This is a genomic window from Burkholderia sp. SRS-25 (genome assembly GCF_004343765.1).
Taxonomy (GTDB): domain Bacteria; phylum Pseudomonadota; class Gammaproteobacteria; order Burkholderiales; family Burkholderiaceae; genus Burkholderia; species Burkholderia contaminans.
The window spans coordinates 105,145-129,836 of the sequence record NZ_PTXM01000020.1 but is presented as its reverse complement, the minus strand read 5'-3'; the positions used below and the strand labels follow the sequence as shown (position 1 = coordinate 129,836).

At 67.7% G+C, this 24,692-nt stretch carries 24 protein-coding genes; 16 read left to right on the top strand and 8 right to left on the bottom strand.

Annotated features, from left to right (window positions below; translation table 11 throughout):
* Window positions 1-16 precede the first annotated feature (16 nt).
* From C5O79_RS27180 to C5O79_RS27145, 8 genes are all read left to right on the top strand, one after another.
* Complete coding sequence (locus tag C5O79_RS27180; protein WP_122476319.1) at window positions 17-1,357, top strand: aspartate aminotransferase family protein; 1,341 nt, start codon at window positions 17-19, stop codon at window positions 1,355-1,357.
* A gap of 228 nt (window positions 1,358-1,585) precedes the next feature.
* Window positions 1,586-3,088, top strand: coding sequence for an APC family permease (locus C5O79_RS27175; protein WP_046548268.1), 1,503 nt, complete (start codon window positions 1,586-1,588; stop codon window positions 3,086-3,088).
* A complete protein-coding gene (locus C5O79_RS27170; RefSeq protein ID WP_047849684.1) occupies window positions 3,085-3,672 on the top strand; it encodes a DUF3156 family protein in 588 nt (195 codons plus the stop codon). The genes C5O79_RS27175 and C5O79_RS27170 overlap by 4 nt, the downstream gene beginning before the upstream one ends.
* A gap of 61 nt (window positions 3,673-3,733) precedes the next feature.
* Window positions 3,734-4,672: a helix-turn-helix domain-containing protein gene (locus C5O79_RS27165; protein ID WP_039344159.1), complete on the top strand. Its 939-nt coding sequence runs from the start codon at window positions 3,734-3,736 to the stop codon at window positions 4,670-4,672.
* Between the two features lie 167 nt (window positions 4,673-4,839).
* Window positions 4,840-6,048, top strand: coding sequence for a porin (locus C5O79_RS27160; protein ID WP_047849685.1), 1,209 nt, complete (start codon window positions 4,840-4,842; stop codon window positions 6,046-6,048).
* Window positions 6,049-6,323: 275 nt separating this feature from the next.
* Window positions 6,324-7,562 (top strand): ABC transporter substrate-binding protein, encoded by a 1,239-nt coding sequence (locus tag C5O79_RS27155; RefSeq protein WP_122476317.1) that lies wholly within the window; start codon window positions 6,324-6,326, stop codon window positions 7,560-7,562.
* Window positions 7,563-7,596: 34 nt separating this feature from the next.
* Window positions 7,597-8,466: a sugar ABC transporter permease gene (locus C5O79_RS27150; RefSeq protein WP_071332264.1), complete on the top strand. Its 870-nt coding sequence runs from the start codon at window positions 7,597-7,599 to the stop codon at window positions 8,464-8,466.
* Entirely contained in the window at window positions 8,463-9,323 is an 861-nt protein-coding gene (locus C5O79_RS27145) for a carbohydrate ABC transporter permease (protein ID WP_039344161.1), read from the top strand. The genes C5O79_RS27150 and C5O79_RS27145 overlap by 4 nt, the downstream gene beginning before the upstream one ends.
* 32 nt (window positions 9,324-9,355) lie before the next feature.
* Here C5O79_RS27145 and C5O79_RS27140 read toward each other — a convergent pair whose 3' ends face one another.
* Window positions 9,356-10,378 carry a LacI family DNA-binding transcriptional regulator gene (locus C5O79_RS27140; RefSeq protein WP_122476315.1) on the bottom strand — a complete coding sequence of 341 codons (1,023 nt, stop codon included), beginning with the start codon at window positions 10,376-10,378 and terminating at the stop codon, window positions 9,356-9,358.
* Window positions 10,379-10,384: 6 nt separating this feature from the next.
* On the opposite strand from C5O79_RS27140, the gene C5O79_RS27135 reads away from it, so the two are divergent.
* A complete protein-coding gene (locus C5O79_RS27135) occupies window positions 10,385-11,305 on the top strand; it encodes a phosphatidylinositol-specific phospholipase C (RefSeq protein ID WP_163009032.1) in 921 nt (306 codons plus the stop codon).
* Here C5O79_RS27135 and C5O79_RS27130 read toward each other — a convergent pair.
* Both C5O79_RS27130 and C5O79_RS27125 read right to left on the bottom strand, forming a co-directional pair.
* Entirely contained in the window at window positions 11,302-12,258 is a 957-nt protein-coding gene (locus C5O79_RS27130) for an alpha/beta hydrolase (RefSeq protein WP_122476313.1), read from the bottom strand. The two genes, C5O79_RS27135 and C5O79_RS27130, sit on opposite strands and share 4 nt — an antisense overlap.
* A gap of 57 nt (window positions 12,259-12,315) precedes the next feature.
* Window positions 12,316-12,927, bottom strand: coding sequence for a LysE family translocator (locus tag C5O79_RS27125; protein ID WP_071332269.1), 612 nt, complete (start codon window positions 12,925-12,927; stop codon window positions 12,316-12,318).
* 85 nt (window positions 12,928-13,012) lie between these two features.
* Here C5O79_RS27125 and C5O79_RS27120 point away from each other — a divergent pair, with 85 nt between their 5' ends.
* A complete protein-coding gene (locus tag C5O79_RS27120) occupies window positions 13,013-13,540 on the top strand; it encodes a GNAT family N-acetyltransferase (protein WP_122476311.1) in 528 nt (175 codons plus the stop codon).
* Window positions 13,541-13,558: 18 nt separating this feature from the next.
* Here C5O79_RS27120 and C5O79_RS27115 read toward each other — a convergent pair whose 3' ends face one another.
* Entirely contained in the window at window positions 13,559-14,620 is a 1,062-nt protein-coding gene (locus C5O79_RS27115) for an alkene reductase (RefSeq protein ID WP_046548260.1), read from the bottom strand.
* Window positions 14,621-14,702: 82 nt separating this feature from the next.
* Window positions 14,703-15,011: a helix-turn-helix transcriptional regulator gene (locus tag C5O79_RS27110; RefSeq protein WP_011354559.1), complete on the bottom strand. Its 309-nt coding sequence runs from the start codon at window positions 15,009-15,011 to the stop codon at window positions 14,703-14,705.
* A gap of 486 nt (window positions 15,012-15,497) precedes the next feature.
* Between C5O79_RS27110 and C5O79_RS38680 the strand changes: the two genes are divergently transcribed.
* The 5 genes from C5O79_RS38680 to C5O79_RS27080 all read left to right on the top strand — a co-directional run bounded on the left by C5O79_RS38680 (window position 15,498) and on the right by C5O79_RS27080 (window position 20,112).
* Window positions 15,498-15,683 (top strand): hypothetical protein, encoded by a 186-nt coding sequence (locus tag C5O79_RS38680; RefSeq protein WP_226235498.1) that lies wholly within the window; start codon window positions 15,498-15,500, stop codon window positions 15,681-15,683.
* A gap of 669 nt (window positions 15,684-16,352) precedes the next feature.
* Window positions 16,353-16,664 carry a winged helix-turn-helix transcriptional regulator gene (locus tag C5O79_RS27095; protein ID WP_235442043.1) on the top strand — a complete coding sequence of 104 codons (312 nt, stop codon included), beginning with the start codon at window positions 16,353-16,355 and terminating at the stop codon, window positions 16,662-16,664.
* Window positions 16,665-16,747: 83 nt separating this feature from the next.
* Window positions 16,748-17,440 (top strand): HAD-IA family hydrolase, encoded by a 693-nt coding sequence (locus tag C5O79_RS27090; protein ID WP_122476305.1) that lies wholly within the window; start codon window positions 16,748-16,750, stop codon window positions 17,438-17,440.
* Between the two features lie 34 nt (window positions 17,441-17,474).
* On the top strand, window positions 17,475-18,827 hold the full coding sequence (locus tag C5O79_RS27085; RefSeq protein WP_205746237.1) for an MFS transporter: 1,353 nt from the start codon (window positions 17,475-17,477) through the stop codon (window positions 18,825-18,827).
* Between the two features lie 85 nt (window positions 18,828-18,912).
* Entirely contained in the window at window positions 18,913-20,112 is a 1,200-nt protein-coding gene (locus C5O79_RS27080; protein ID WP_131931896.1) for an alpha/beta fold hydrolase, read from the top strand.
* Between the two features lie 84 nt (window positions 20,113-20,196).
* On the opposite strand, the gene C5O79_RS27075 is transcribed toward C5O79_RS27080, so the two are convergent.
* From C5O79_RS27075 to C5O79_RS27065, 3 genes are all read right to left on the bottom strand, one after another.
* On the bottom strand, window positions 20,197-21,336 hold the full coding sequence (locus C5O79_RS27075; RefSeq protein ID WP_122476299.1) for a patatin-like phospholipase family protein: 1,140 nt from the start codon (window positions 21,334-21,336) through the stop codon (window positions 20,197-20,199).
* Between the two features lie 157 nt (window positions 21,337-21,493).
* Complete coding sequence (locus tag C5O79_RS27070; protein WP_039343940.1) at window positions 21,494-21,826, bottom strand: cupredoxin family copper-binding protein; 333 nt, start codon at window positions 21,824-21,826, stop codon at window positions 21,494-21,496.
* 25 nt (window positions 21,827-21,851) lie between these two features.
* Window positions 21,852-22,796, bottom strand: a complete 945-nt coding sequence (locus tag C5O79_RS27065; protein ID WP_047849695.1) for a metallophosphoesterase — start codon at window positions 22,794-22,796, stop codon at window positions 21,852-21,854.
* Between the two features lie 255 nt (window positions 22,797-23,051).
* On the opposite strand from C5O79_RS27065, the gene C5O79_RS27060 reads away from it, so the two are divergent.
* Complete coding sequence (locus C5O79_RS27060; RefSeq protein ID WP_122476297.1) at window positions 23,052-24,641, top strand: inorganic phosphate transporter; 1,590 nt, start codon at window positions 23,052-23,054, stop codon at window positions 24,639-24,641.
* Window positions 24,642-24,692 lie beyond the last annotated feature (51 nt).

Genomic DNA, 24,692 nt, shown 5'->3' with positions numbered 1-24,692 from the left:
GACAGTGGAGACTGCAATGAGCTACAACGAAGCGAAATTCTGGCACCCGATGCTGCACCCGAACGAGATGAAACAGCGCAAGCCGATCCGCATCGTGCGCGGCGACGGCTGCTATGTGTTCGACGAAGAAGGGCGGAAGCTCGTCGACGGCGTCGCGGGCCTGTGGAACGTGAACGTCGGCCATAACCGCCAGGAAGTGAAGGACGCGATCGTGCGCCAGCTCGACGAGCTTGAATACTTCCAGCTGTTCGACGGCATTTCGCATCCGCGCGCCGAAGAGCTGTCGAAGAAGGTGATCGACATGCTCGAACCGGAAGGGATGCGCCGCGTGCTGTACAGCTCGGGCGGCTCCGACTCGATCGAGACCGCGCTGAAGATCGCGCGCCAGTACTGGAAGGTGCGCGGCCAGGCCGACCGCACGAAGTTCATCTCGCTGAAGCAGGGTTATCACGGCACGCACTTCGGCGGCGCGTCGGTGAACGGCAACACGGTATTCCGCCGCAACTACGAGCCGAACCTGCCGGGTTGCTTCCACGTCGAGACGCCGTGGCTGTATCGCAACCCATTCACGCAGGATCCCGAAGAACTCGGCCGGATCTGCGCGGAGATGCTCGAGCGCGAGATCCAGTTCCAGAGCCCCGACACGGTGGCCGCGTTCATCGCGGAGCCGATCCAGGGTGCAGGCGGCGTGATCGTGCCGCCGGCCAACTACTGGCCGCTCGTGCGCGAGGTGTGCGACCGCTACGGCGTCCTGCTGATCGCCGACGAAGTCGTGACGGGCTTTGGCCGCAGCGGCAGCCTGTTCGGCAGCCGCGGCTGGGGCGTGCGCCCGGACATCATGTGTCTCGCGAAGGGGATCTCGTCGGGCTACGTGCCGCTCGGCGCGACGGTCGTGAACGCGCGGATCGAGGACGCGTTCGCCGCGAACGCCGATTTCGGCGGCGCGATCATGCACGGCTACACGTATGCGGGCCATCCGGTCGCCTGCGCGGCCGCGATCGCGAGCCTCGACATCGTCGTGAAGGAAGACCTGCCGGCCAACGCGGCGAAGCAGGGCGCGTATCTGCTCGAAGCGCTGCAGCCGTTCGCGGAACGCTTCGCGGCGGTCGGCGAGGTGCGCGGCAAGGGGCTGATGCTCGCGCTCGACCTCGTCGCGAACAAGGACACGCGCGAGCCGATCGACCCGCTCTCGGGCTATGCGAACGCGGTCGCGGAAGTCGCGCGCGAGAATGGCGTGCTGGTGCGCCCGGTCGGCACGAAGATCATCCTGTCGCCGCCGCTCGTGATCCAGCGCGAGCAGCTCGACCGGATCGTCGACGCGCTCGCGGCGGGCTTCGAGGCCGTGCCGTTCGCGTGATCGCGCGACGGCGCGCCGGCGGCGGGCAGCGCGGCTGCCGCCGGTTTGCCGATTTGGGCTATGACCGGATTATTTTGCCTGCGTATTTTTTCGACATCGGATCGACGTGTGATCGACAAGGAGCCCGGGTAACGAAGCGCCGAAGCGCCACCCCGGGCTGACCGCAAGGCAGGGAACCCGGGCCGCCGGCGAAGCGGCGGCCCGGTTCGACACTGGAAGGAGACAGGGATGTCGGGATGGTCAGGAGTTACCGGCGCAGCGGGCGACACGCCCGCCGGCACGCCGGCTGAAGCAGGCGGCGGCACGGCGCTGAAGGCGGGTGCGGTCGGCTTTCCGACCGCGCTGGCGAGCGCCGTCGGCCTCATCATGGCGAGCCCGGTGATTCTCACCGCGACGTCGGGCTTCGGGATGGGCGGCTGGGCGTTCGCGATCGCGATGATCATCGCGTTCGTGATGATGCAGGCGCAGGCGACGACCTTCTCCGAAGCCGCGGCGATGCTGCCGACGGCCGGCTCTGTTTACGATTACCTGTCGTGCGGGCTCGGCCGTTTCTGGGCGATCACCGGCACGATCTCCGCGTATTTCCTCGTGCACGTGTTCGCCGGCACGGCGGAAACGATCCTGAGCGGCATCATGGCGCTCGTCAATTTCGAATCGCTGAATGCCGCGTTCGAGAAGCACAACAGTTCGTGGCTCGTCGGCGTCGGCCTCGTCGTCACGTTCGCGATCACCAACATCATCGGCATCAAGGTGTTCAGCAAGCTCGAGATCGTGCTGACGGCCGGCATGTGGCTGTCGCTGATGATCTTCGGGATTCTCGGGCTCGCGGCCGCGCCGGCCGTGCATCTCGACGGCTGGTTCGGCGGCTCGGAAGTCGGCACGTCGGCGCCGGCCGTGCTGTCGCTGGTCGGGATGGCGATGTTCATGTTCGTCGGCTGCGAGTTCGTCACGCCGCTCGCGCCGGAAATGAAGGCGCCGGGCAAGACGATTCCGCGCGCGATGGCGCTGGGCCTCGTCGGCGTCGCGATCTGCATGTTCCTGTACGGCGCGGCGATCCGCCGTCAGGTCGCGAACGTGCCGGTGAGCCCCGACGGCCTCACGCACCTGCTCGACACGCCGGGCGCGATTCCCGCGTTCGCGCTGCAGGTGCTGGGCCCGTTCGGCCGCGTGTGGTTCGGCATCGCGTTCCTGTGCGCCGGCGCCGCGACGATCAACACGCTGATGGCCGGGCTGCCGCGCATCCTGTACGGGATGGCGATCGACGGCGCACTGCCGCGCTGCTTCGCGTACCTGCACCCGCGCTTCAAGACGCCGGTGGTCGGTATCGTCGCGGCGGCGATCGTGCCGATCTTCCACGCGTGGCTGATCAACGGCAATCTCGACAGCATCCTGCATCTCGTGCTCGCCGCGACCTGCGCGTGGGGCACCGCGTACCTGCTCGTCACCGCATCGGTCGTGATGCTGCGGATTCGTCGCCCGGACCTGCCGCGCCCGTACCGTTCGCCGCTGTTCCCGCTGCCGCAGATCGTGTCGAGCGTCGGCATCATCCTGGCGATCTGGTACATCACGCCGCCGGGCATGAACGCGCGCGACATCTACGTGCCGTTCGGCGCGATGCTCGGGCTCACCGCGCTGTACGCGCTGTTCTGGACGCTCGTCGTGCAGCGCCGGCATCCGTTCAAGCCGGTGCCGGTCGAGGAAGTGCTGCGCAACGAGCACGTCGCATCGTGAAGGCCGCGCTCGCCCGCTGGCGCGCGGCACCCGACGCGCCGCCGCCCGGCCATCGGCCCGGCGCGATCGCCGCGCGCGTGCTGGCCGACCTGCGCGCCGAGCGCGAGGCCGACGGGGCCGCCGGTCTGACGGCCCGGCTGCCGAACGGCGTGCGCGTGACCATCGGCGAGCGGGTCGAGCGCCAGTTCCTGATGCATACGGTCAGCGTGAAGGTGGCGGCCACCGCGCGCGGCCCGGCCGTGCAGGGCAGCGCGCGCGTGCGTCAGACCGGCTGGCTGCGCAGCACGGGTGTCGACGCGGTGGCCTTGCCGGGATGCGACCCCGGATTCGTCGATGCGGTGGCCGCGCTGGTCGCCGAACCGTCGCTGGCCGACGCGCTGCGGCCGCTGCACCTGACCGACTGTACGATCGATGCACGCGACGGCCGCTGGACGCTCGCGATCGTGCCGTTCGGCGGCAGCGAGGTCGTGAACCGGATGCCGTCGTTCCGCCGCTACGTTCGCCTGACGGGCGAGCAGGCTGCTGCATTGTCGGCGGCCTGTCTCGCGTTCGAAACCGCACTACGCAGGATTTTGCACGGGTAAGCTGTGGCGTTGCGCGCCGGGGAACCAGCGGCCGCGTTTAGGGGTTTTACCGGAGATGCCGATGCTGTTCCAGTCACGCTCACACGAAGACGTGCACGATCACGGGCTCGCGATCGCGGGCTGGCATCAGGTCTACCGCCAGATGACGCCGGGCCGCTTCAAGGGCACCGTCACGCAGGTGCTGTACGACGATTTCCACTTCTTCCGCGAAACGACCAACCGGCGTGTCGCGCAAACCGGGCTCGCGCCGGCCGGGCGCACGTCGCTCGCGGTGCCGCTGTCCGTGCCGCTCGCGGGTACGTTCCAGGGCCAGCCCGTCGACGGCTACGCGCTGCTCGCGCTGCGCGCCGGCGAGGATTTCGAATTCCACACGCCGGAAGGGATGGGGCTCGTCGGGATCAGCGCGGCGTCCGACATGGTCGACGAGCTGTGCGAAGCCGAATTCGGCGCATCCGGCGCACGCAAGCTGCGCCACGTGACGCGGCTGTCCGACGAGCAGGGCGTCGCGCTCGGTGTGCGGCTGTCGTCGCTGATCGACGATGCGCAGCGCAACCCGGGCCACCTCGAATACGCGGCCACCCGCAAGATGTTCCGCGACGCGATGCTCGGCATGTTTCTCGATGCGCTCGAGCAGGGCATCGGCGTCGAGCGCCGCGACATCACGCACGCCACCTACAGCGACATCGTGAGCCGTTGCGAGAAGCATCTGCGCGACCGCCCCGAGGAACCCGTCACCGTGCTCGAACTGTGCCGCGCGCTGCGCTGCAGCCGCCGCACGCTGCAAACGAGTTTCCAGCGCGTGGCCGACGTCACACCGGTCGGCTATCTGCGCACGATCCGGCTGAACGCGGTGCGCCGCTTGCTGCGCACGACGCCCGTGCAGCAGCTCGGCGTCGGCGAGGCCGCCGCGAGCTGGGGGTTCACGCACCTCGGCTATTTCGCGCGCGAGTATCGCGACCTGTTCGGCGAGCTGCCGTCGCAGACGACGCGCCCCGAATGACACGCGCGCGCCGCGACGGCGCCGCCGGGCAACGTCGCGGGCAACACATGCGACTGTTTGCCGATTTGCGATAGAGGTCCTGAATTTTCGCTGGATAGAGTCCTGTCACCCATATCGACAACTCCATCGATCTGCACTGCGAATCGATGACAACAGAGGGGCGGGACATGAAGATCGGACGACGACTGGCCGCGGCTGCGGCGACGCTGGGTTGCATGCACGCACATGCGCAGACCTCGGGCAGCGTGACGCTGTACGGCACCGTGGATACCGGCATCATCTATTCGACGAACCAGCAGTTCACGCGCGCCGACGGCAGCACGGGCGGCGGCCATGCGTGGCAGATGGGCGGCGGCAACCTCGTGCCGTCGCGCTTCGGTTTCCAGGGTGCCGAGCCGCTTGGCGGCGGGCTCAATGCGGTGTTCACGCTCGAGCAGCAGTTTCTGTCCGCGAACGGGCAGGCGCTGCAGGGCGGCACGGCCTTCAGCCGGCAGGCGTGGGTCGGGTTGCGCCAGGACGGCATCGGCACGCTCGGCCTCGGCCGCCAGTACGACTCGTACACCGACATGCTCGGCGCGTACGTGTCGAGCAACAACTGGTCGACGCCGTACGGCTCGCACCTCGGCGACGTCGACAACCTGAACGCCGCGTTCAACTTCAACAACGCGGTGAAGTTCACCAGCGCCGATTTCAACGGTCTCACGTTCGGCGGCACCTTCAGCTTCGGCGGGCAGGCCGGCGATTTCTCCGCGAAGCGCGGCTATGCGGTCGCCGCGACGTACACGCGCGCGCCGGTCGCGTTCTCGGTCGGCTACCTCGACCTGCACCAGCCGCTCGACGCGGCGCTCGGCGGCGCGACCGGCTATATCGGCGATTTCGCGTGCAGCAACCCGGGCGCGATGGTCTGCCTGTTGCAGGACGCCGGCTCGATGCGCGCGTTCGGCGCGGGCGGCTCGGTCACGTTCGGCGACGCGACGATCGCGCTCACCTATACGCATACGCGCCTCGGCGACAGCCGCTATTTCTCGACCGCCGCGCAGCCGCGCACGCAGGCGTTCACGTTCGATATCGGCGAGGTGAACGCCACGTACATGTTCACGCCCGCGCTGCAGGGCGGCGTCGCCTATATCTTCAACGCCGTGCATACCGACGGGCGCGGCACGACGCGGTTCCACCAGGTGAACGTCGGCACGAACTACAGCCTGTCGAAGCGCACGGCGCTGTATGCGGTCGCGATCGGCCAGATCGCGAGCGGGAAGGGGCTCGGCACCGACGCGGACGGCAACGCGGTGAACTACGCGCAGATCCCGGTGCTCGCGAACAGCAATTCGAGCCGGCAACTGGCGGTGATGGCTGGCATTCGTGTGAACTTTTAAGCGGGGGGCGTGGGACACGGCGCGCGGAACGCGGGCGGCCGGCGACGCGCAACGAGCGGCGAGCAGCAGGTGGGTGGCGGGCGGCCGGGTTGCCGCCCGACTCGCTGTGGCAAGCGCTCGGCAGGCGCCGCGCACCGGTGATCGCCGTGTGCCATAAATCCTTAACGATCGGCGTGAACAATGGCGTTCGCAACAGGCGGCCAGACGCATCTCCCGCGTTGCACACGTGTGCAACGCCTGGCCGTCCCGCCACCACGCCGAACGAGAGAGACCTCATGACCTTGCTGAGCCGCCTGCGCGCGCTGTCCGCCGCCCTTGCGCTGTCCTTCGCCGCCACGCACGCCGTTGCCGCGGATCTCGTCATCGCAGGCCGCGACGACATTTACGGCAAGGGGCTGGCCGACGCCGTCGCCGGCTTCAACAAGCTGCACCCGGGCACCGAGATCGAGCTGCTCAAGCTGCCGAACGCGAACCTGTACCAGAAGCTCAAGCTGTCGATGCGCGAAGGCACCGGTGCATACGACCTCGTGATGATGGATGACACGTGGGCGCCCGAATTCATCGGCAACGGCTGGTTGAAGCCGCTGCCCGCGTCGCTTGCCGACACCGATCTCGTGCCGTCCACCGTCGCGCTCGGCCGCAACGCGGCCGGTGCGCTGTACGCGCTGCCGATCGTCGGCAACGTCGAAATGTTCGCGTACCGCAAGGACCTGCTCGCGAAGTACAAGCTGCAGCCGCCGCGCAACTGGGACGACGTGCTGAAGATCGCGCAGACCGTCGGCGGCGCGGACAAGAGCGTGTCGGGCGTCGTGTTCCGCGGCACGAAGGGCAACCCGGTCGTGACGGGCTTCCTGCCGATCCTGTGGGCCTATGGCGGCGACGTGTTCGACCGTGCCGGCAACGTGACGATCGATTCGCGCGAAGCGCAGGCCGCGCTGAAGACCTTCCTCGCGCTGAAGGCATCCGCGCCGAAGGACGTCGACGTTTATGGCGCGGCCGAAGTACGCGACGCGCTGCAGCGCGGCACGGCTGCGCAGTCGATCGAGGTGTGGCCGGCGTGGGTGCCGGCGCTCGACGATCCGAAGCAGTCGCGCGTCGTCGGCCAGATCGCGCTGCAGCCGCCGCCCGGGCAGACCGCGGGCCCGGCGCCGATGCTCGGCATCTGGCAGATGGGCATCCCGAAGGACGCGCCGCACGCGAAGCTCGCGCAGGATTTCCTCGCGTACCTGACCGCGCGCGACACGCAGACGCGCCTCGCCGGCATCGGCATTCCGCCGACCCGCCGCAGCGTGTTCAACGATCCGGCGCTGGTGCGCCAGTATCGCTGGTATCCGGATCAGCTGAAGGCGCTCGAAGCCGGCCGTGCGCGGCCGCGCGTGAACGACTGGCAGCAGGTCGAGAGCATTCTCGGCGACCAGCTGCAGCTCGCGCTGACCGGGCAGGCCGCGCCCGACGCCGCGCTGCGCCAGGCGCAGCAGAAGATCGCGCAGGCGACGGCCGCGGCCGGCAAGTGACCGCGCGCCTCGAACCCTCGCCGGAACACAGCGCATGAAAGCCTTCGGCCGCAGCCTGCCGTTCGTCGCACTGCTCGGGCCCGCGCTGCTGGTGCTCGCCGCGCTCGCGCTGTATCCGGTCGCGCAGGTGCTGATCGATTCGTTCTGCCGGGTCGACTACTCGGCCGGCCGGCGCGCGTTTGCCGGGCTCGCGAACTATCGTGCGGTGCTCGGCGACGACGCGTTCACGGCCGGCTTCGGCAACACGCTGCGCTTCACGATCGTCGCGTCGCTCGCCGAAGTCGCGCTGGGCTTCGGCCTCGCGCTGCTGTTCGTGCGCGCGTTTCCGGGGCGGCGCATCGCGCTGCCGCTCGCGATCCTGCCGATGATGCTGTCCACGCTCGTGTGCTCGGCGATCTGGCGCAACTGGCTGAACTTCGACGGCTTCCTGAACGCGCTGCTCGCGGCGTTCGGCGTCGAAGGTGTGCGCTGGCTGTCCGATCCGCATCTCGCGCTGTGGTCGCTCGCGCTCGTCGACGTGTGGCAGTGGACGCCGATGGCGTTCCTGATCGTGCTCGCCGGGCTGCAGTCGATCCCTCAGGAACTGTACGAAGCCGCGCGCACCGACGGCGCGAGCGAATGGCAGTGCCTGCGCGACATCACGCTGCCGCTCGCGGCGCCGCAGATCGGCCTCGCGTTGCTGCTGCGTTCGATCGACACGTTCAAGCTGTTCGACAAGGTCTATGCGCTGACGGGCGGTGGCCCCGGCAACGCGACGCAGACGCTGTCGACCTACATCTACGATACGGGCTTCCGCTTCTTCAACGTCGGCCCGGCGAGCGCCGCGTCGGTGCTGATGCTCGCGGCGTCCGCGCTGCTGGTCTCGGGGTACGTATGGCAGACGGTTCGCAAGCGGCGCGCATGACGGCGCAACCCGCTCGCATCACGGGCGCGCGAACGGGCGCCGCATTCGGCCGCGCGATGCCGTGGGCATTGCGCATCGCCGCGCTCGCGCTGTTGCTGCTGCCGTGCCTGTGGATGGCTGGCGCGGCGTTCATGCCGACACTCGAACGGCTCGATCATCCGTTGCGGATCTGGCCGGCCGCGCCGACCTTCGAGCATTTCGCCTCGGTGTGGTCCAACGGCATCGGCGCGCCGCTGTTCAATTCGCTGCTGGTCGGCTTCGGCACGACGCTGCTCGCGCTGGCGCTCGCGTTTCCGGCCGCGTACGCGCTCGTGCGATTGCGGTTTCCGGCGCGGCTCGACCTGCTGTTCCTGGTGCTCGTGCTCGCGTTGAAGCTGATGCCGCCGATCACGATCGCGGTGCCGCTGTTCGCGCTCGCGAAGCGGCTGCACCTGCTCGATTCGACGCTCGGCCTGATGCTCGCGTACCAGATCTACGCGCTGCCGATGGCGATCTGGATGCTGCTCGCGTTCGTGCGCGACGTGCCGATCGAATACGAGGAAGCCGCCTGCATCGACGGCGCGGGGCTTGCTCGACGCCTCGTACAGATCGTGCTGCCGCTGTGCGCGCCGGGGCTGATCGCAACCGCGATCTTCGTGTTCATCGCCGCGTGGAACGAATTCCTGATCGCGCTGCTGTTCGTGTCGACGCCGAGCCGCTTCACGCTGCCGCTCGCGATTGCCGGCTACGTGACGGAGAACGGCATTGACTGGGGCGACCTGATGAGCGCGGGGCTGATGGCGTCGCTGCCCACGCTGGCCGTGGCCGGCTATGTGCAGCGCTACCTGTTGCGCGGGTTCGCGGGCGGGCTGAAGTGACGCGCGGCGCTGCCGCGCCCGATTTCCCCTGGTTATGCGCAGCTGGCCCGCACCACCTGCGTGACCGGCACGATGCGCGTGCGCGACGGGCCGTCGAACGTCTGCATCCGGTCGGCGAGCAGATCGATCGCCGCGTACGCGAGGCCGCGCGTGTCCTGCCGCAGCGTCGTGAGCCGATACGCGTCGTATTCGGCGGCCGGGATGTCGTCGAAGCCGATCACGCGCACGTCGTCCGGTACGCGCAGCCCGAATTCGCTGCGCGCCACGTCGATCACGCCGAGCGCGAGCAGGTCCGACGAGCAGAACACGCCGTCGGGCCGCTTGCCGTTCGCGAACAATTGCCGTGCGGCTGCGACGCCGCTTGCGTGGGTGTCGGACGGCGTGTCCAGCACGTGTGCGAGTGTCGCGTCGAATGCATCGCCGCACCCGATCGCTTGCTCGAACGCGGTAGCACGCGACTGTGCGCTGTAGCTCGCGCCGCGCGGCCCGACGAACGCCAGCCGGCGCGCGCCGGCCCGCACGAGCCGCTGCGCCGCATGAACGGCGCCCGCCGCGTTGTCGCTGACGACGATGTCAGCGCCCGGCAGGTTCGCCTCGCGGTTGATCATCACGACCGGAATCCGGTGCTCGAGATACTGCTGCGCCACCGACAGCGGCGGCGATGCGGACGTCATCACGAGGCCCGCGATCCGGTAGCTGAGCAACTGTTCGAGCGATTGCCGGACCTGGCGCGGATCTTCCGCATTGGTCACGAGCGGCGTGAGCGCGCGCTGCCCGAGCGCGGCCATCAGGTCCGACAGCAGCCGTGCGCGAAACGGATTCTCGAACCCGGCCGTCACGACGCCGATCATGCTGCTCCGCTGCGTGATCATGTCGCGCGCGATCAGGTTGACCTGGTAGCCGAGCGCGCGCGCGGCGACCATCACGCGTTCACGCGTCTGCGGGGCGATACTCGCTGTCGGCGAGAACGCGCGCGACACCGCGGAGCGCGACACGCCGGCGCGCGCCGCGACATCCGACGCCGTGACCCACGGCTTTCTTTCCTTGTCATTCATCGATTCATGATCCCTTCGAGCCACGATACGTGCACGCCGCCCGCCGACTGGATGTCGGCGCTCGACGATGCGCGACTGCTGCATACGCTGACCCTACCGGGCAGCCATGACACCTGTGCGTATACCGTCGACGACGGGCTCGTGCGCACCCAGCGTGCGCCGCTCGATGCCCAGCTCGCGCATGGCGTGCGGCTGCTCGACATCCGCTGCCGGCACGTGTGCGATGCGTTCGACATCCATCACGGCGGTATCGCGCTTGGCATGACGTTAGACGACGTGCTGGCAACCTGTGCGCGTTTTCTCGAAGCGCATCCGCGCGAATGCATCGTAATGTCGGTGAAGGATGAATGGCCGGCCCACGCGTGCACGCGCAGTTTCGATGCGACGTTCGACGCGCATCGTGCGCGGCATCCGCGTCTGCGCTGGCATGCCGGCGGCACGCTGCCCACGCTCGGCGACGTGCGCGGCGCGATCGTGCTGCTGCGGCGTTTTCGCAGCAGCCGGCCGCTCGGCATCGACCTGACCGCGTGGCCCGACAACGCGACCTTCACGATCGATCATCCCGACGGCGCATTCGTGATCCAGGACGAATACCGCGTGCCGGTGGCCGCGTCGATCGGCTGGAAGTGGCGCGCGATCGACACGCTGCTGACGGACCTGCCGTCGCCGGACAGCGGCCGCTGGGCGATCAACTTCTGCAGCGGGACCGGGATGGGCGCGAATCCGTCGGTGGTCGCGCACGGCGACGGCAGGGTGCGGGGCATTCATGCGCGGCTGGCCGAGCGGCTGCGCGAGCAGCCCGGCCCGTATGGCACGATGCTGCTCGACTTCTGCGATGACGACGACTGGGCGCTGGTGCGCGCGCTGATCGCGTGCAACGACCATGTGCCGGCGCCGGGCGTCTGGCGCAAGACGTTTCGCTGTTAGCGCAGATTCGCGCTGAAGAACGCGAGCGCCTTTGCATCGAGCGTTTCGTGGAAGGCCGCGCGATCGAATCCCTTCGCATCGGTACAGACTTCAGGCGAGACCTGCGCCAGTTGGTCGGAGCACGGCGCGAGAAACGCGAAATGCGCGGAATTCGGCACGACGTGGAATTCCGGCCGTTGCGGCAGCATGCCGGCCAGCGCGGGGACCGTTTTCGGCTCCACGCCGTCGCCGCCCGCTTCGGAACCCCACAGCTGGATCGGCGCGTGCACGTCCTTCGGCGTATCGGCGGTCGGGAATTCGTTCAGCGGGTCGGCGATCACGTAGGCCTTGATCCGCGGATCGTGCGTCAGCGGCTGGCGCGGCAGGTCATGATCGCGGATCTGCTTGCAGATCAGCCAGGTCGGGTCCGGGCAGGCCACGTGCGCGTGGACGAAATCCGGATTGGCGCCGGCCAGCACGAGGCCCGTATAGCCGCCGCGCGAAAAACCGAAGAAGCCGATCCGGGCAGGATCGACATGCGCGGCGTCGGGCCCGTTGGCCAGCATGTAGTCGACCAGGCGCTTGATGTCCTCCGGCCGCTCGACCAACTCGCGCAGGTCGGCCGCGCGGCTCATGTCGGTATGCGTGTCGCCGGGATGGTTGATCGCCGCGACGACGTAGCCCGCGTCGGCGAGCGTTTCGGCGAGGTCGTGATGCCCGAAGTACGTGCCGGCGTGGCCGTGCGAAATCACGATGAGCGGCAGCTTGTCGCCGACGGTCGGGCAGTTGCGTTGCCCTTTCAGCAGGAACGGGCCGATCGTGAGCGACTGCGCGGGCGCCGCGCACGGCGTCCAGATGACCGCGCGCAACTCGGGGCCGGCCGCGTCGGCAGGGATGGTGACGAACTTGAGGCCGGCCGCATGTGCGACCGTGGCGGAAAGACAGAGCAGGGCAGCCGAGAGCCAGGTCTTCATGTCGATTCCCCGGGGCAATGGATGGGGCGCGGCGCGACGTGCGCCGGACGGAGGCGCTCAGCGCGTCGCGATCATCACCGCCGCACCGGCCATCGCGGTCGCGCTCGTGCGGTTGGCGAATCGCTTCGCGCGCGCCGACGTCAGGAACGCTCGTGCGCGTGATGCCAGCAGCGACCAGAAGCAGTCGGCAAGGATCAGGACCGCGAGCATCGTGCCGACCAGCTCGGCCCACGCAGTGACACCGACGTGCGAGAGATCGACGATCGTCGGCAGCAGCGCGAGATAGAACACCATGATCTTCGGATTGCCGAGCGTAACGAGCATTCCCGCGACGAACATGCGCCACGGCGACTGGCCGCGCGGCAGGTCGTCGTCGCCGGTCGCGGTCGGCGCGGTCCACATCTTCCACGCGAGGAACAGCAGGTACGCGACGCCGAGCAGCTTCAGCACGATCAGCCCGGCAGCGAACGTGCGCGCGAACGCGGACAGCCCCGCGACCGCGAGCGTGAGCCACAGCGCTTCGCCGAGCCACATGGCCGCGAGGAACGGCAGCACGTCCCGCACGCCGTTCGTCAGCACGCGCGCGACCAGCGCGGCGACGCTCGGCCCGGGCGTGCCGGCGGTGACGAGCAGGGTGACGGCGAAGACGGCGAGCGCGGACAAAGCCATGACGAACCTCGTGGGGGGCGTTCGAAACGTATGAGGTTTCGATTATAGTGACGGCCGTTCCAGACTGCCTGCCTGAATTGCCGTGATGACTGCATCGATCCTGATCCGTCCCGCCACGCGGGAAGACGCGGCCGCGATGGCCGCCGTCGAAGTCGCCGCCGCGCAGCGGTTCCGCGAAATCGGCATGACCCGCATCGCCGAGGGAGAGCCGACCGATGCGGCGGCCGTGCTCGTGCGCATCGACGATGGTCGCGCGTATGTGGCGGTCGATGAGCAGGGGGCGTGCGTCGGATTTGCGTTCTACCGGCTGCTCGATGCGCAGCGGCTTTACCTGGAAGAACTGGATGTTGCGCCGTCGCACGCTGGACAGCGGATCGGCGCGCGCCTGATCGAACAGGTGACGGCGCGCGCGGCGCAGGAGGGGATCGCGGAGATCGTGCTGTCGACGTTTCGCGACGCGCCGTGGAATGCGCCGTACTACGCGCGCCTCGGTTTCAGCATCGTCGACGACGCCACGCTCGACGACACGCTGCGCGCGATCCGCGCGCACCACGTCGCGCTCGGGCTCGACGAGACGCAGCGCGTGTTCATGCGGGCGGACGTGCGCCGCTGAACACGCGCTGCCGGGCCGTCAGGCCGCGTCGCTCAGCGCCGGGTAATCGGTATAACCCGTTTCGCCTTCCGCGTAGAACGTTTCCGGCACCGGCTTGTTGAGCGGTGCGCCAAGTTCGAGGCGGCGCGGCAGGTCGGGGTTCGCGATGAACAGCTTGCCCCATGCGATCGCGTCGGCGTTGCCGCTTGCGAGCGCGGCCTGTGCGGTGTCGAGCGTGAACTGCTCGTTCGCGATCAGCGGGCCGCCGAACGCTTCCTTCAGGCGCGGGCTCAGATGGTCGCCCGAATACGACTCACGCGTGAAGATGAACGCGATCTTGCGACGGCCGAGTTCGCGCGCGACATAACCGAACGTTGCCGCCGGATCGGAATCGCCCATCGTGTGCGCGTCGCCGCGCGGGGCAAGGTGCACGCCGACGCGGCCGGCGCCCCACACGTCGATCGCCGCATCGACCACTTCGAGCAACAGGCGTGCACGGTTCTCGATCGGGCCGCCGTACGCATCGGTGCGGTGGTTGGTGCTGTCCTGCAGGAACTGGTCGAGCAGGTAGCCGTTCGCGCCGTGGATCTCGACACCGTCGAAGCCGGCCGCTTTCGCGTTCTGTGCCCCCTTGCGGTACGCGGCGACGATGCCCGGGATTTCGTCGAGCTCGAGTGCGCGCGGCGTCACGTACGGACGCTGCGGACGCACGAGGCTCACGTGGCCGCCCGCGGCGATCGCGCTCGGCGCGACCGGCAGGTCGCCGTTCAGGAACACCGGGTCGGAGATCCGGCCGACGTGCCAGAGTTGCAGCACGATGCGACCACCGGCCGCATGCACGGCCTGCGTCACCTGTTTCCAGCCCTCGACCTGCTCGTCGGACCAGATGCCGGGGGTATCGGCGTAGCCGACGCCTTGCGGTGTGACCGACGTTGCCTCGGTAATGATCAGGCCGGCCGTCGCGCGCTCGGCGTAGTAGCGGGCCATCAGTGCGTTCGGCACGCGCGTCGCACCGGCACGGGAGCGGGTGAGCGGCGCCATCACGATGCGGTTCGGCAGGGTCAGGTCGCCGAGGGTGACGGGATCGAACAGGGTGGGCATGGCAAATAACCTCTTCACGAAAGGCGGGAAACCGTCGCGTCATGGGCGACAGCGCTCCGCATGGCCGGTTCGGCCGTGTTGACTAGAGTTCGCGGCGCAGGGCGTCGTGAAATGCGTCGATGACGGCCTCGTTGCGCTGAAAGAACGCCCACTGGCCGATCCGTGTCGACGTCACGAGCCCCGCGCGCTGGAGCGTCGCGAGGTGCGCGGAAACGGTCGACTGCGACAGCCCGCAGCGCGCGTCGATCTGGCCCGCGCAGACGCCGTGTTCGTACGGCAGCGTCTGGTTCGGGAAATGCTCGCCCGGCGTTTTCAGCCAGTTGAGGATTTCCCGGCGCACGGGGTTCGAGAGCGCTTTCAGGATCGCGTCGATGTCGAGTTCGGTTGGCATGAAGGGGTGTGGCGTTTCGGTCGGGCAACAAGGTATCGTCGATGGGCGAATCTTATATCGGAAGTTGACGATATGATTGAAAGCACTGCTGGCAATGGGGTTGATAGCTGTCGACAGGGAAAAAGGGTCGCACTTGGGGAAAGTATTTCCTTTCAAATGCTTTCTGATCGGGGCGAAAATCCACTTAATGGCGGCAGGCTGAATGACCTGATTCTGGCGCTTTCCCCGTGGATGACACCCGATGAAGAGCGGAGCACGGATGAACTTGGCGTCGACTGCACGGGTGGCTCAACAACCGTGTAGGTGGCCGTTCCGCGTTGCTCATTGCCGTGGCGGAGCGCGCGTTGGAAGAAAACCGCGAGTACATGGACGCGGCCTATGCATCCGATGGCGATGTGAAGACGAAACTACGTTGTATGGCAACTGCGTACGCGCGGTTCGCCAAGGCGCGCCCGCATCAATTCCGTATCCTTGTCGAGCCACCGAATGAGCCGGAAGCGCTCGCGCAGCATTGCTGCCCTGATCGGACAGCAAAACGCCAAATTGGCCGCATTGATCAGCCGCGGTATCGACGAAGGGTGGGTGCTTGCAGACGTCGGGCCGGAGCACGCCTCGACGGCGTTGTGGGCAATGATGAATGGCGTTATCAGCCTGATGTGGCGCCCCCGATAGCCTTTGACTGGATGTCGATCACATCGACGATCGACTGCGTACCGCGATCTCATTGTTGACCGGCGGTATCAAGAGGCGGGGCGATTGACGTTTTGGGCCCAGGGAACACCTGGCGACTGCAAAAGCGTCCAGCAGTTCTCAACTGGTCTGCCGTCAGGTGACCTTGCAAGCAAGTGGCGCCCGCACGCCAAGGGCTTCCTTTCGGTCAGTTTCGCTTCACGTCACTTCCGGGCTTCGGCTCGGAAGTTGGATAGTTATCACGAAGGCGTGAACCGCAGGTACGTCACTCTTCCAGAACGGACGTTCAACTTGGCTGCCTTTGCTAAGTACGGCATCTCGGCCGAGCGCTACATCGATCCGCCGCGACTCGGCCGTGATTGATTTAAGACGTCCGTCGCAGCGGTGGACGGCCCTGCATGATCCGCTCGATCGCGGCCGCGATGTGGGGTTCGAACGGTGGTGATGCGGATGCAATGCGCTGAGTCATGTGAGCCTCGTGCCTGAGACGATGCATGCGTGGAAGCGTAGGCTTGGTGCTTTAAAAAGTAAAGCAGGGTAGAGGTGCGATTCAAGCAATTGACGCCGTCTGGCGATTGCTTTAAAAAGTACAGCATGACCACACCAAAAATCGGACAGCGCGTTCGCGGATCGAAGACGGGACGACCCATCATGGTCGTGCTGGATTTGCTCGGGCGGCGCACTGCGTTGCGCATCCTGTGGGAACTGCGCGGCGAGCCGCTCACGTTCCGCGCACTGCAGGAAGCCTGCGAAACGAACGCGCGCCTGCTCAACACGCGGCTGGCCGAGCTCAAGGCGTCGGGCCTCGTCGAGCATGGCGAGGGCGGCTACTGCATGACGGCCGAAGGCCGGCGGCTCGAAGCGGCGCTGCAGCCGTTGCTGGGGTGGGCAAGACAATGGGCGAAGCGCGATCCGGACGGGCTGGACGCGGCCGATCGCGAGCAATCCGGTCAGCCACGCTGATCGCTCCGTGCGCGGGCCCGCATCGCAACGTCATTCCAGGTCATGCGTCGGGCATGGTCCATGTTTGCCTGAGGAGTCCTTTCATGCGTGTGCGTGCCGTCATATTCGACTTCGACCTGACGCTGGCGGATTCGTCCGCGGCGATCATCGAATGCACGGAATACGCGTTGCATCGGCTTGGTGCAGCCGGCGCGACACCTGCGCAGATCGGTGCGGTGATCGGGCTGACACTGCCGCAGATGTTCCACGCGTTGACGGGCGAAACCGAACCGGCGCGGACCGACGCGTTCGCGCGGCATTTCGTGGCGCGTGCCGACGCGATCATGGTGCCCGGTACCCGCATCTATCCCGAGGTGCCGCCGCTGTTTGCCTGGTTGCGGGCGCAAGGGCTCGCCGTCGCGATCGTGTCGTCGAAGTTTCGCTACCGGATCGAGGCGATTCTCGAGCGTAACGGGTTGCAGTCACTCGTCGACGTGCTGATCGGCGGGGAAGACGTGCAGCGTCACAAGCCGGATCCCGAAGGGCTCGTGCAGGCACTGGCGCGGCTCGATCTGCCGGCACACGCTGCGGTCTATGTCGGCGACCACGCAGTGGACGCACAGGCGGCCGAGCGCGCCGGCGTGGCGTTCGTCGGCGCGGTAAGCGGGATGACGTCATTCGACGAATGGGCGCGTGCGGGCAAGCAGGCGGTCGCGACGCATATCGGCGACCTGGCCGCGATCGTGCAGCACATGCAGCGCGATCCGGGCCACGCGGGCGGCCCGCACGATGCCTGACGCCGGATTCGGGAGCCGCACGATGCCGCGCCACGTGAACCATCTCCGCTGGAAGATCGTCGCGTTTCTGCTCGCGCCGCTGACCTTCGTGATGACGCTCGATCGTGCGGCGATGGCCGTGGCCGCACCGACGATCCAGGGCGAACTCGGCCTGTCGATCGTCGAGATGTCGATGATCCTGACGATTTACTTCTGGGCCTATGCAATCGGCCAGATTCCGGCGGGGCGCGCGGCCGAACGCTTCGGCTCGCGCGGCGTGCTGTTCGGCACGAGCACGCTGTGGTCGCTGATGATGATCGTCACGCCGTTCGGCAATGCGTTTGCCTGGCTGTTCGGTTGCCGGCTGGTGCTCGGCGGCGCGCAGTCGGCCGACTGGTCGAGCAGCGTCGTCGCGCTCAAGCGCTGGTTTCCGGCCGGCGAGCGCGCAAAAGGCAACGCGGCGCTGCTCGCGGGACTGTATCTGGGCCCGATCGTGTCGGCGCCGCTCACGGCATGGACGATCGTCCATTTCGGCTGGCATGCCGTCTTCTACGGATTCGGCGCGCTCGGCCTGCTGCTGGGTGCGATCTGGTGGTTCGGTTACCGCGATGCGCCGGCGTCGCATCCGTTCATCACGCAGGCCGAGGCGGACTACATCGCGGCCGGCCAGCCACCCGGCCACACCGCCGTGTCGGGTTCGCTCATGCATTGCCTGCGATTGGGACGCTTCTGGATCTTCGGCATTCAGTATTTCCTGCTCGTCCTGATCCAGAGCTTCTACACGGTGTGGCTGCCGACCTACCTGATGCGTGCGCGCGGACTGTCGCTGAAGGCGATGGGGATGGTCGCATCGCTGCCGTGGGTTGCCGTGTTCGTGGCGGTATTCGTCGCCGGCACCGTCAGCGACCGGTTGCTGAAGAAGACGGATTCGATCTACTGGGCACGCACGCCGGTCGCGGTTGCGGGATTCGTCGTGAGCGCGCTGGCGCTGGTCGCCGCGTCCCGCGCGGAGGCGATGGCCGCGGTGATCGCGCTGCTGTGCCTGTCGTTCGCGGCCGTCGGGTTCGTGCAGGTCGTCGTCTGGTCGGCCGCGCAGGATCTCGGGCGGCCGTTCGCCGGCGTGATGTCGGGCTGGACCAACGTGTGGGGCGCGTTGTCGAACGTCGCGGGCCCGATGGCGCTCGCGCTCGTCGTCAAGGTCACAGGCAGCTGGGGCAGCGGGATGTTCGTGATCGGTGCCGCGGCCGCTTGCGGCGCGGTGCTGTGGCTGTTCGTCCATCCCGAGCGCCCGTTGCTCGCCGTGGCAGCGGGCGACGAGCCACCGGCGGCAGGGGGCCGGAACACGCCGCGCCGCGATGCGCATGAAACCCGCGCCGACGCCGGGCGGGTTTCCGAGCCGGCCGACTGAGCCGTATTACGCAACGGGCCGGCAGCGCGCGACGGATTCTGCGACCATCGCCGTTGAAGTCATATCCGCCACTCGATCCGTCGCCATGTCACTCATTTCCGTTGCCTTTGCAAGCATCCGGCGCTCACGTGTGTTGCCGGCCGCCCGGACCCTGGCGTTCGCGATTCCGTTCGCGGCAGCCATCGGCGTCCTGGGTGGCGCGCGTCCGGCCGAAGCCGTCACGCCCACCCAGCGCGAACGTCTGGAAGCGCCGGTGAAGGCAGTCGCCGACCAGCGCCTGACCGTCGACACGCCGCAGGGCAGCGCGATGTTGCCCGTCTACGCCGACCATCCCGTCGACAAGGCGGCACCCGACGTCACGCGTGTGTTCATCGTGATTCACGGCACGCTGCGCAATGCCGACGCTTATTACGCATCGGGGCTCAAGGTCGTCGAGAAGGCCGGTGCGGCGGGCCAGGGCACGATGGTCGTCGCACCGCAATTCCTGACGCGCGCCGATACGCGTGCATTTTCGCTGCTCGCGCCGACGCTCGCATGGACCCAGGAAGGATGGAAGGGCGGCGAACCGGCCCGGCAGCCAGCCCCGATCAGTTCGTTCACCGCACTCGATGCACTGCTCGCGCATTTCGCCGACCGCGGCCTGTATCCCGCGTTGTCGACCGTGGTCGTGATCGGCCATTCCGCCGGCGCGCAGTTGCTGCAGCGTTACGCGGTGGCCGGCCATGAAGGCGATGCGCTGGAGCGGGCTGGCATCGCGGTGCGCTATGTGGTCGCGAACCCGTCGAGCTACCTGTATTTCGACGACGAACGGCCGGACGGCCAGGCGATCGCAGACGGAACCTGCTCGAGCGCGACCCAGTGGAAATACGGGCTGAAGTCGGCCCCGCCTTACGTTGCGTCGCAGGACGTGCGCGATCTTGAAACACGCTATGTCGCACGTCATGTCGTGTACCTGCTCGGCCAGGCCGACACGAACCCTTACACCCACTTCATCGACCGCTCATGCGCGGCCATGGCGCAAGGCCCGTACCGGCTCGCACGCGGGCTCGCGTATTTCGACTATCTGAAGAAGCGGCATCCTGACGATCTCGCGCAGCAGGTCGTCGAAGTGCCGGGCGTCGGGCATGACGGCCTCGGCATGTTCACGTCCGCCTGCGGGCTGGCCGTGCTGTTCGGGCAGGCATTGCCCCAATCGTGTCCGGTCGTTGCCGGCACGGCGTCCGACATGCGCGCGGCTACGTCGTTCGGCTCCCCGCGCCTAACGGCGTGGCGATGGCCGAGGTGAATGCGGCCGGCCGGGCCCGCCTTCAGGCCGCCGGGCGCGTGTAATCGTGCCGGTGCCGTCGGCGCGAGATCGGGGCGCCGCGCGTCATGCCGGGTCTTCCGTGATCGGCGGCCCGCTGGCGTCGAATACCGTCAGGCCTTCCGTCGGGTCCGTCGGTATCTCCCACGGACGCGCCGCGATGGCCCGTCGTGCGGCCTCGTAGCCGGCCTGCCGGCGGGCCGCGATGCCGGCTGGCGTGAAATCGATGTCCTTGAACTGATTGTCGTCGGCGAGTCGCGGCGCCGCGAGCTTGATCAGATGCATCGTGGTTTCGCATCCCCACGCGGCGAGCCGGCGCACGGCCGGCGACGCGCGTTCGGCCTCCGGCACGTACCGGGCCAGCTCGCGGATCACGTGGCGCAGCCGGTGGATCTGCTGTTGCCGCGCGATGTGGCTGTCGGTGCGGCTCGCGTACTGGATGTCCTTCTGCCGCTCCGACACCTGCCAGATGCTCTCGGGCTCGGGGCCGGCCGGGTTCCACATCTGGACCGAGAAGATGATCGAGCTGCGGCGCGGATTGTCGTCGAGCACGACCTCGACCGGCGTGTTCGAATACACGCCGCCGTCCCAGTACGGCTCGCCGTCGATCCTGATCGCCGGGAACGCGGGCGGCAGCGCGCCGGAGCTCATGATGTGCTCGAGCGCCAGTCGCGTATCGCGTGAATCGAAATAGCGCATCGTGCCCGAGCACGCATTGACCGCGCTGACGGTCAGGCGCGGGTGGCCCGCGTTCAGCAGGTCGGGATCGATCAGCGACGCCAGGGTGTCGCGCAGCGGCGCGATCCGGTAATACGACGCGCGATCGACGCCGAGGCGGACCATCGGCCCGAGCCACGAGGCCGGATTGGGCTGGAAGAATCCCGCGATGCCGCCGCCGATGATCATCAGCTCGGCCAGCGTCCGGTTCCAGCCGGGCAGCAGCGGTGCAGTGTCGAAACGGGTCCGTTCGGTCACGCGCCGCCAGAATGCCGACAGCTTCTCGTAACGCTGCGCCGGCGGGTTCCCGGCGATCAGCGCCGCGTTGATCGCGCCGATCGACGTGCCGACCACCCAGTCGGGCCGGATGCCGGCTTCGTCCATCGCCTGAAAGACGCCGAGCTGGAATGCGCCCAGTGCGCCGCCGCCCTGGAGCACGAGCACCACTTGCCCGGGAAGATCCATGGGTGCCGGCTGGCTCGCGGTCATGGCTGGCCTCGCTGCGTGTGAGGGTGGGTCGGGTTCGAACGGTTCGATCCAGTTTAGGCGATCGACGGCGCAGGGCCGCCCGCAGTGCAACGGGCGGCCCCGCTTGATTCGACGCCAGACCCTTCCGACCCTCGAGCGCGTGTCGTGACGCGCCGCGTCATTCGACCGTGATGGTCTCCTTCATGTACGGGTGAATCCCGCAGAACACCTTGTAGACGCCCGGCTTGTCGAAGCGGAACGCGTACGTTTCGTCCTGGTCGAGCGCCTTCGAATGAAAGATGCCGGCGTCGTTGACGACGGTGTGCGGCTCCGCGTCGAGGTTCTTCCACGTGATCGTCGTGCCGGCCTTGATCGTCGTCGACATCGGCGAAAACATGAAGTTGCGGATCGTCACGAGCGTGCCGTCGGGGCCCTGCGCGAACGCGGTGAGCGGGGCGGTGGCGCACAGGAGCAGCGCCGCGATGAGGCTGGATGGCTTGAAGCGGGTCATGTCGGTCTCCCTGGGGTTCGGTGCGTCATGCCAGCGTCGCATCGTGCAGCGACGACGCGACCGGATGGCCCGCGAATTCGACGGTCGTCACGCCGAGCATCGACGGCAGCCGGTCGTGCGGCACGGTGAGCGGCACGGGGCCCGGGCCGTTGCCGGCCGTCGGTTGCGGGAACGCGGTGGAGCGCGCGGTGTGGAACGTCACGTTGCCCTCGACCTTCGACACGATCTGGTGGATGTGCCCGTTCAATACGGTGACCGAGCCGAAGCGGCGCAGCAGCGCCATCGTCTGCGGCGCGTCGCCGGTGCCCCAGCCCCACGGCTCGTAGATGGTCCACATCGGCATGTGCGAGAACACGACGATCGGCGTGCTCGACGAGCGGCCCTTGAGATCCTGCGCGAGCCACGCGAGCTGGTCGTCGCCGAAGCTGCCGAGCCCGTTCGGCTTGAAGTGCATCACGTTGACGAGGCCAATGAAGTGCACGCCTGCGTGATCGAAGCTGTAATAGCCGCGATTGTCCGACGCCTTGCCGAACCGGCCGAAATATTCGGCGCCCGAACCGTCGGTGACGTCGTGCTCGCCGGGTACCGTATGCAGTTCCGGCACGCGCAGCGCGGAGAGCAGTTGCGACGCGTGGTCGAACTCCTCGGGCTTGGACAGGTGCGTGATGTCGCCGGTGTGGATGGCGAGCGCGGGCATCGCCGGCATGGCGTTGACGAGGTCGATCGTCTGCTTCAGCGTGGCCGATACGTCGGGGTTCGCGTCCTTGTTGAAGCCGATGTGCGTGTCGCTGATCTGCACGAACAGCGGGCGGCCCGCGTTGGCCGGGAGCGCGTCGCCGGTCTGCGCGAGCGCGAGGTCGAACGGCGTCAGGATGCCGCCCGACAGCGTAAACAGCGTGCCGAGGCCGCCGAAGGCCATGCATTGCAGCGCCTTGCGGCGCGACGGGTTGGTGGGGGTCGATGAAGACATGTGAGCCTCGCATTCGTATGACGAAACCGGACGGCCGGATCGTCCTGGAATAAACCGGCGCCTTCGTGTGCCATACCGCCGCAGCGGTGGATTTATTCCCGCGAGTTACAAGGTCGAACGCCCGTGTTTGCGGGTCGGCGGGCAGTGCGGGAGTTTTGAGGGATGTCCCGTCAATGTCTTGTAAGTGACACGTCACATTTGCGTCACGACCGATCGATAGCCTGCCACTCCGAGTCACCTCTCCGGAGCCCCTTCATGCCGAATCTCGCGGCAACGGAAACCAGCAGTGCGGTCAGCAGCCGCACGCGCGTCATCAGCCTCGCGCTGTTTTTTCTGATCATTGCCTGCGGCATCGTCTATGTCGGTATCCATCTGAGCGCCGATCTCGGTCCCGTCAAGGAAAGCTCGGTCCTCCCGTTCCTGCTGCTGATCGTCGCGCTGCTGATCGCGCTCGGCTTCGAGTTCGTGAACGGCTTCCACGACACCGCGAATGCGGTCGCGACCGTCATCTATACGCATTCGCTCGACCCGCACCTGGCGGTTGTCTGGTCGGGCCTCTGGAACCTGTTCGGCGTGCTCGTGTCGAGCGGCGCGGTCGCGTTCGGCATCCTGCAGTTGCTGCCGGTCGAGCTGATCCTGCAGGTCGGCAGCGGCTCGGGCTTCGCGATGGTGTTCTCGCTGCTGATCGCGGCCGTCACGTGGAACCTCGCGACCTGGTATTTCGGGTTGCCGTCGTCGAGTTCGCACACGCTCGTGGGTTCGATCATCGGCGTCGGCCTGATGAACCAGATCGTCAGCGGCCCGTCGGGCACGAGCGGTGTCGACTGGAACCAGGCGCTCGGCGTCGGCAAGGCGCTGCTGTTCTCGCCGCTGGTCGGCTTCGTGCTGTCCGCGCTCGTGCTGCTGCTGCTGAAGGCGCTCGTGCGCGTGCCGGCGCTGTACCAGGAGCCGAAGGGCAACAAGCCGCCGCCGTTCTGGATCCGCCTGCTGCTGATCCTCACGTGCACGGGCGTGTCGTTCGCGCACGGCTCGAACGATGGGCAGAAGGGCATGGGGCTGATCATGCTGATCCTGATCGGCGTGATGCCGACCGCGTATGCGTTGAACAAGGCCGTGACGCCCGATCAGACGAGCACGTTCGTCGCGGTGGCGCGCCATGCGTCGACGACGCTCGTCAAGTATGCGGACCCGGCTGCCCTGACAGCCGACCCGCGCGCCGACGTTGAGACATACGTGCGCACGCACAAGCTGACGCCGGCGACGATTCCCGCGCTGGGCAAGCTCACCGATACCATCGCCGACCAGGTCGCGCAGGCCGGCGGCATCTCGAGCGTGCCGCAGAACCTCGTCGACAACGTGCGCAACAACATGTACGTCGCGTCCGAGGCGATCCGGCTGATGGAGAAGGCGAAGGCGCCGGCGTTCTCGGTCGAGGACGCGAGCGCGCTTGAAGCGTTCAAGAAGCAGATGGACCGCGCGACGAAATTCATCCCGACCTGGGTGAAGGTCGCCGTCGCGATCGCGCTCGGCCTCGGCACGATGGTCGGCTGGAAGCGGATCGTCGTGACGGTCGGCGAGAAGATCGGCAAGTCGCACCTGACATACGGGCAGGGCGCATCGGCCGAGGCCGTCGCGATGCTGACGATCGGGATGGCAGACGCCTACGGGCTGCCGGTATCGACGACGCACGTGCTCGCGTCGGGCGTGGCCGGCACGATGACGGCGAGCGGCGCGGGCCTGCGCTGGGATACCGTGCGCAACCTCGTGCTCGCGTGGGTGCTGACGCTGCCCGCGTCGATCGCGCTGTCGGCTGTCCTGTACTGGGCGCTGCACGGGTTGTTCTGATCCGCGCCGGGAGGCGCGACGCCCGGCCGCGCGACACGCGGCCGGACCCAT

Coding starts and splice junctions, on each gene's coding strand:
- C5O79_RS27115 (WP_046548260.1), bottom strand. CDS start 14,620: ATGCCCACCCTGTTCGATCCCGTCACCCTCGGCGACCTGACCCTGCCG.
- C5O79_RS27110 (WP_011354559.1), bottom strand. CDS start 15,011: ATGCCAACCGAACTCGACATCGACGCGATCCTGAAAGCGCTCTCGAAC.
- C5O79_RS27130 (WP_122476313.1), bottom strand. CDS start 12,258: ATGAAGACCTGGCTCTCGGCTGCCCTGCTCTGTCTTTCCGCCACGGTC.
- C5O79_RS27140 (WP_122476315.1), bottom strand. CDS start 10,378: ATGAATGACAAGGAAAGAAAGCCGTGGGTCACGGCGTCGGATGTCGCG.
- C5O79_RS27165 (WP_039344159.1), top strand. CDS start 3,734: ATGCTGTTCCAGTCACGCTCACACGAAGACGTGCACGATCACGGGCTC.
- C5O79_RS27095 (WP_235442043.1), top strand. CDS start 16,353: ATGGTCGTGCTGGATTTGCTCGGGCGGCGCACTGCGTTGCGCATCCTG.
- C5O79_RS27150 (WP_071332264.1), top strand. CDS start 7,597: ATGAAAGCCTTCGGCCGCAGCCTGCCGTTCGTCGCACTGCTCGGGCCC.
- C5O79_RS27160 (WP_047849685.1), top strand. CDS start 4,840: ATGAAGATCGGACGACGACTGGCCGCGGCTGCGGCGACGCTGGGTTGC.
- C5O79_RS27075 (WP_122476299.1), bottom strand. CDS start 21,336: ATGACCGCGAGCCAGCCGGCACCCATGGATCTTCCCGGGCAAGTGGTG.
- C5O79_RS27065 (WP_047849695.1), bottom strand. CDS start 22,796: ATGTCTTCATCGACCCCCACCAACCCGTCGCGCCGCAAGGCGCTGCAA.
- C5O79_RS27090 (WP_122476305.1), top strand. CDS start 16,748: ATGCGTGTGCGTGCCGTCATATTCGACTTCGACCTGACGCTGGCGGAT.
- C5O79_RS27125 (WP_071332269.1), bottom strand. CDS start 12,927: ATGGCTTTGTCCGCGCTCGCCGTCTTCGCCGTCACCCTGCTCGTCACC.
- C5O79_RS27180 (WP_122476319.1), top strand. CDS start 17: ATGAGCTACAACGAAGCGAAATTCTGGCACCCGATGCTGCACCCGAAC.
- C5O79_RS27145 (WP_039344161.1), top strand. CDS start 8,463: ATGACGGCGCAACCCGCTCGCATCACGGGCGCGCGAACGGGCGCCGCA.
- C5O79_RS27120 (WP_122476311.1), top strand. CDS start 13,013: ATGACTGCATCGATCCTGATCCGTCCCGCCACGCGGGAAGACGCGGCC.
- C5O79_RS27155 (WP_122476317.1), top strand. CDS start 6,324: ATGACCTTGCTGAGCCGCCTGCGCGCGCTGTCCGCCGCCCTTGCGCTG.
- C5O79_RS27175 (WP_046548268.1), top strand. CDS start 1,586: ATGTCGGGATGGTCAGGAGTTACCGGCGCAGCGGGCGACACGCCCGCC.
- C5O79_RS38680 (WP_226235498.1), top strand. CDS start 15,498: ATGAGCCGGAAGCGCTCGCGCAGCATTGCTGCCCTGATCGGACAGCAA.
- C5O79_RS27080 (WP_131931896.1), top strand. CDS start 18,913: ATGTCACTCATTTCCGTTGCCTTTGCAAGCATCCGGCGCTCACGTGTG.
- C5O79_RS27070 (WP_039343940.1), bottom strand. CDS start 21,826: ATGACCCGCTTCAAGCCATCCAGCCTCATCGCGGCGCTGCTCCTGTGC.
- C5O79_RS27060 (WP_122476297.1), top strand. CDS start 23,052: ATGCCGAATCTCGCGGCAACGGAAACCAGCAGTGCGGTCAGCAGCCGC.
- C5O79_RS27135 (WP_163009032.1), top strand. CDS start 10,385: ATGATCCCTTCGAGCCACGATACGTGCACGCCGCCCGCCGACTGGATG.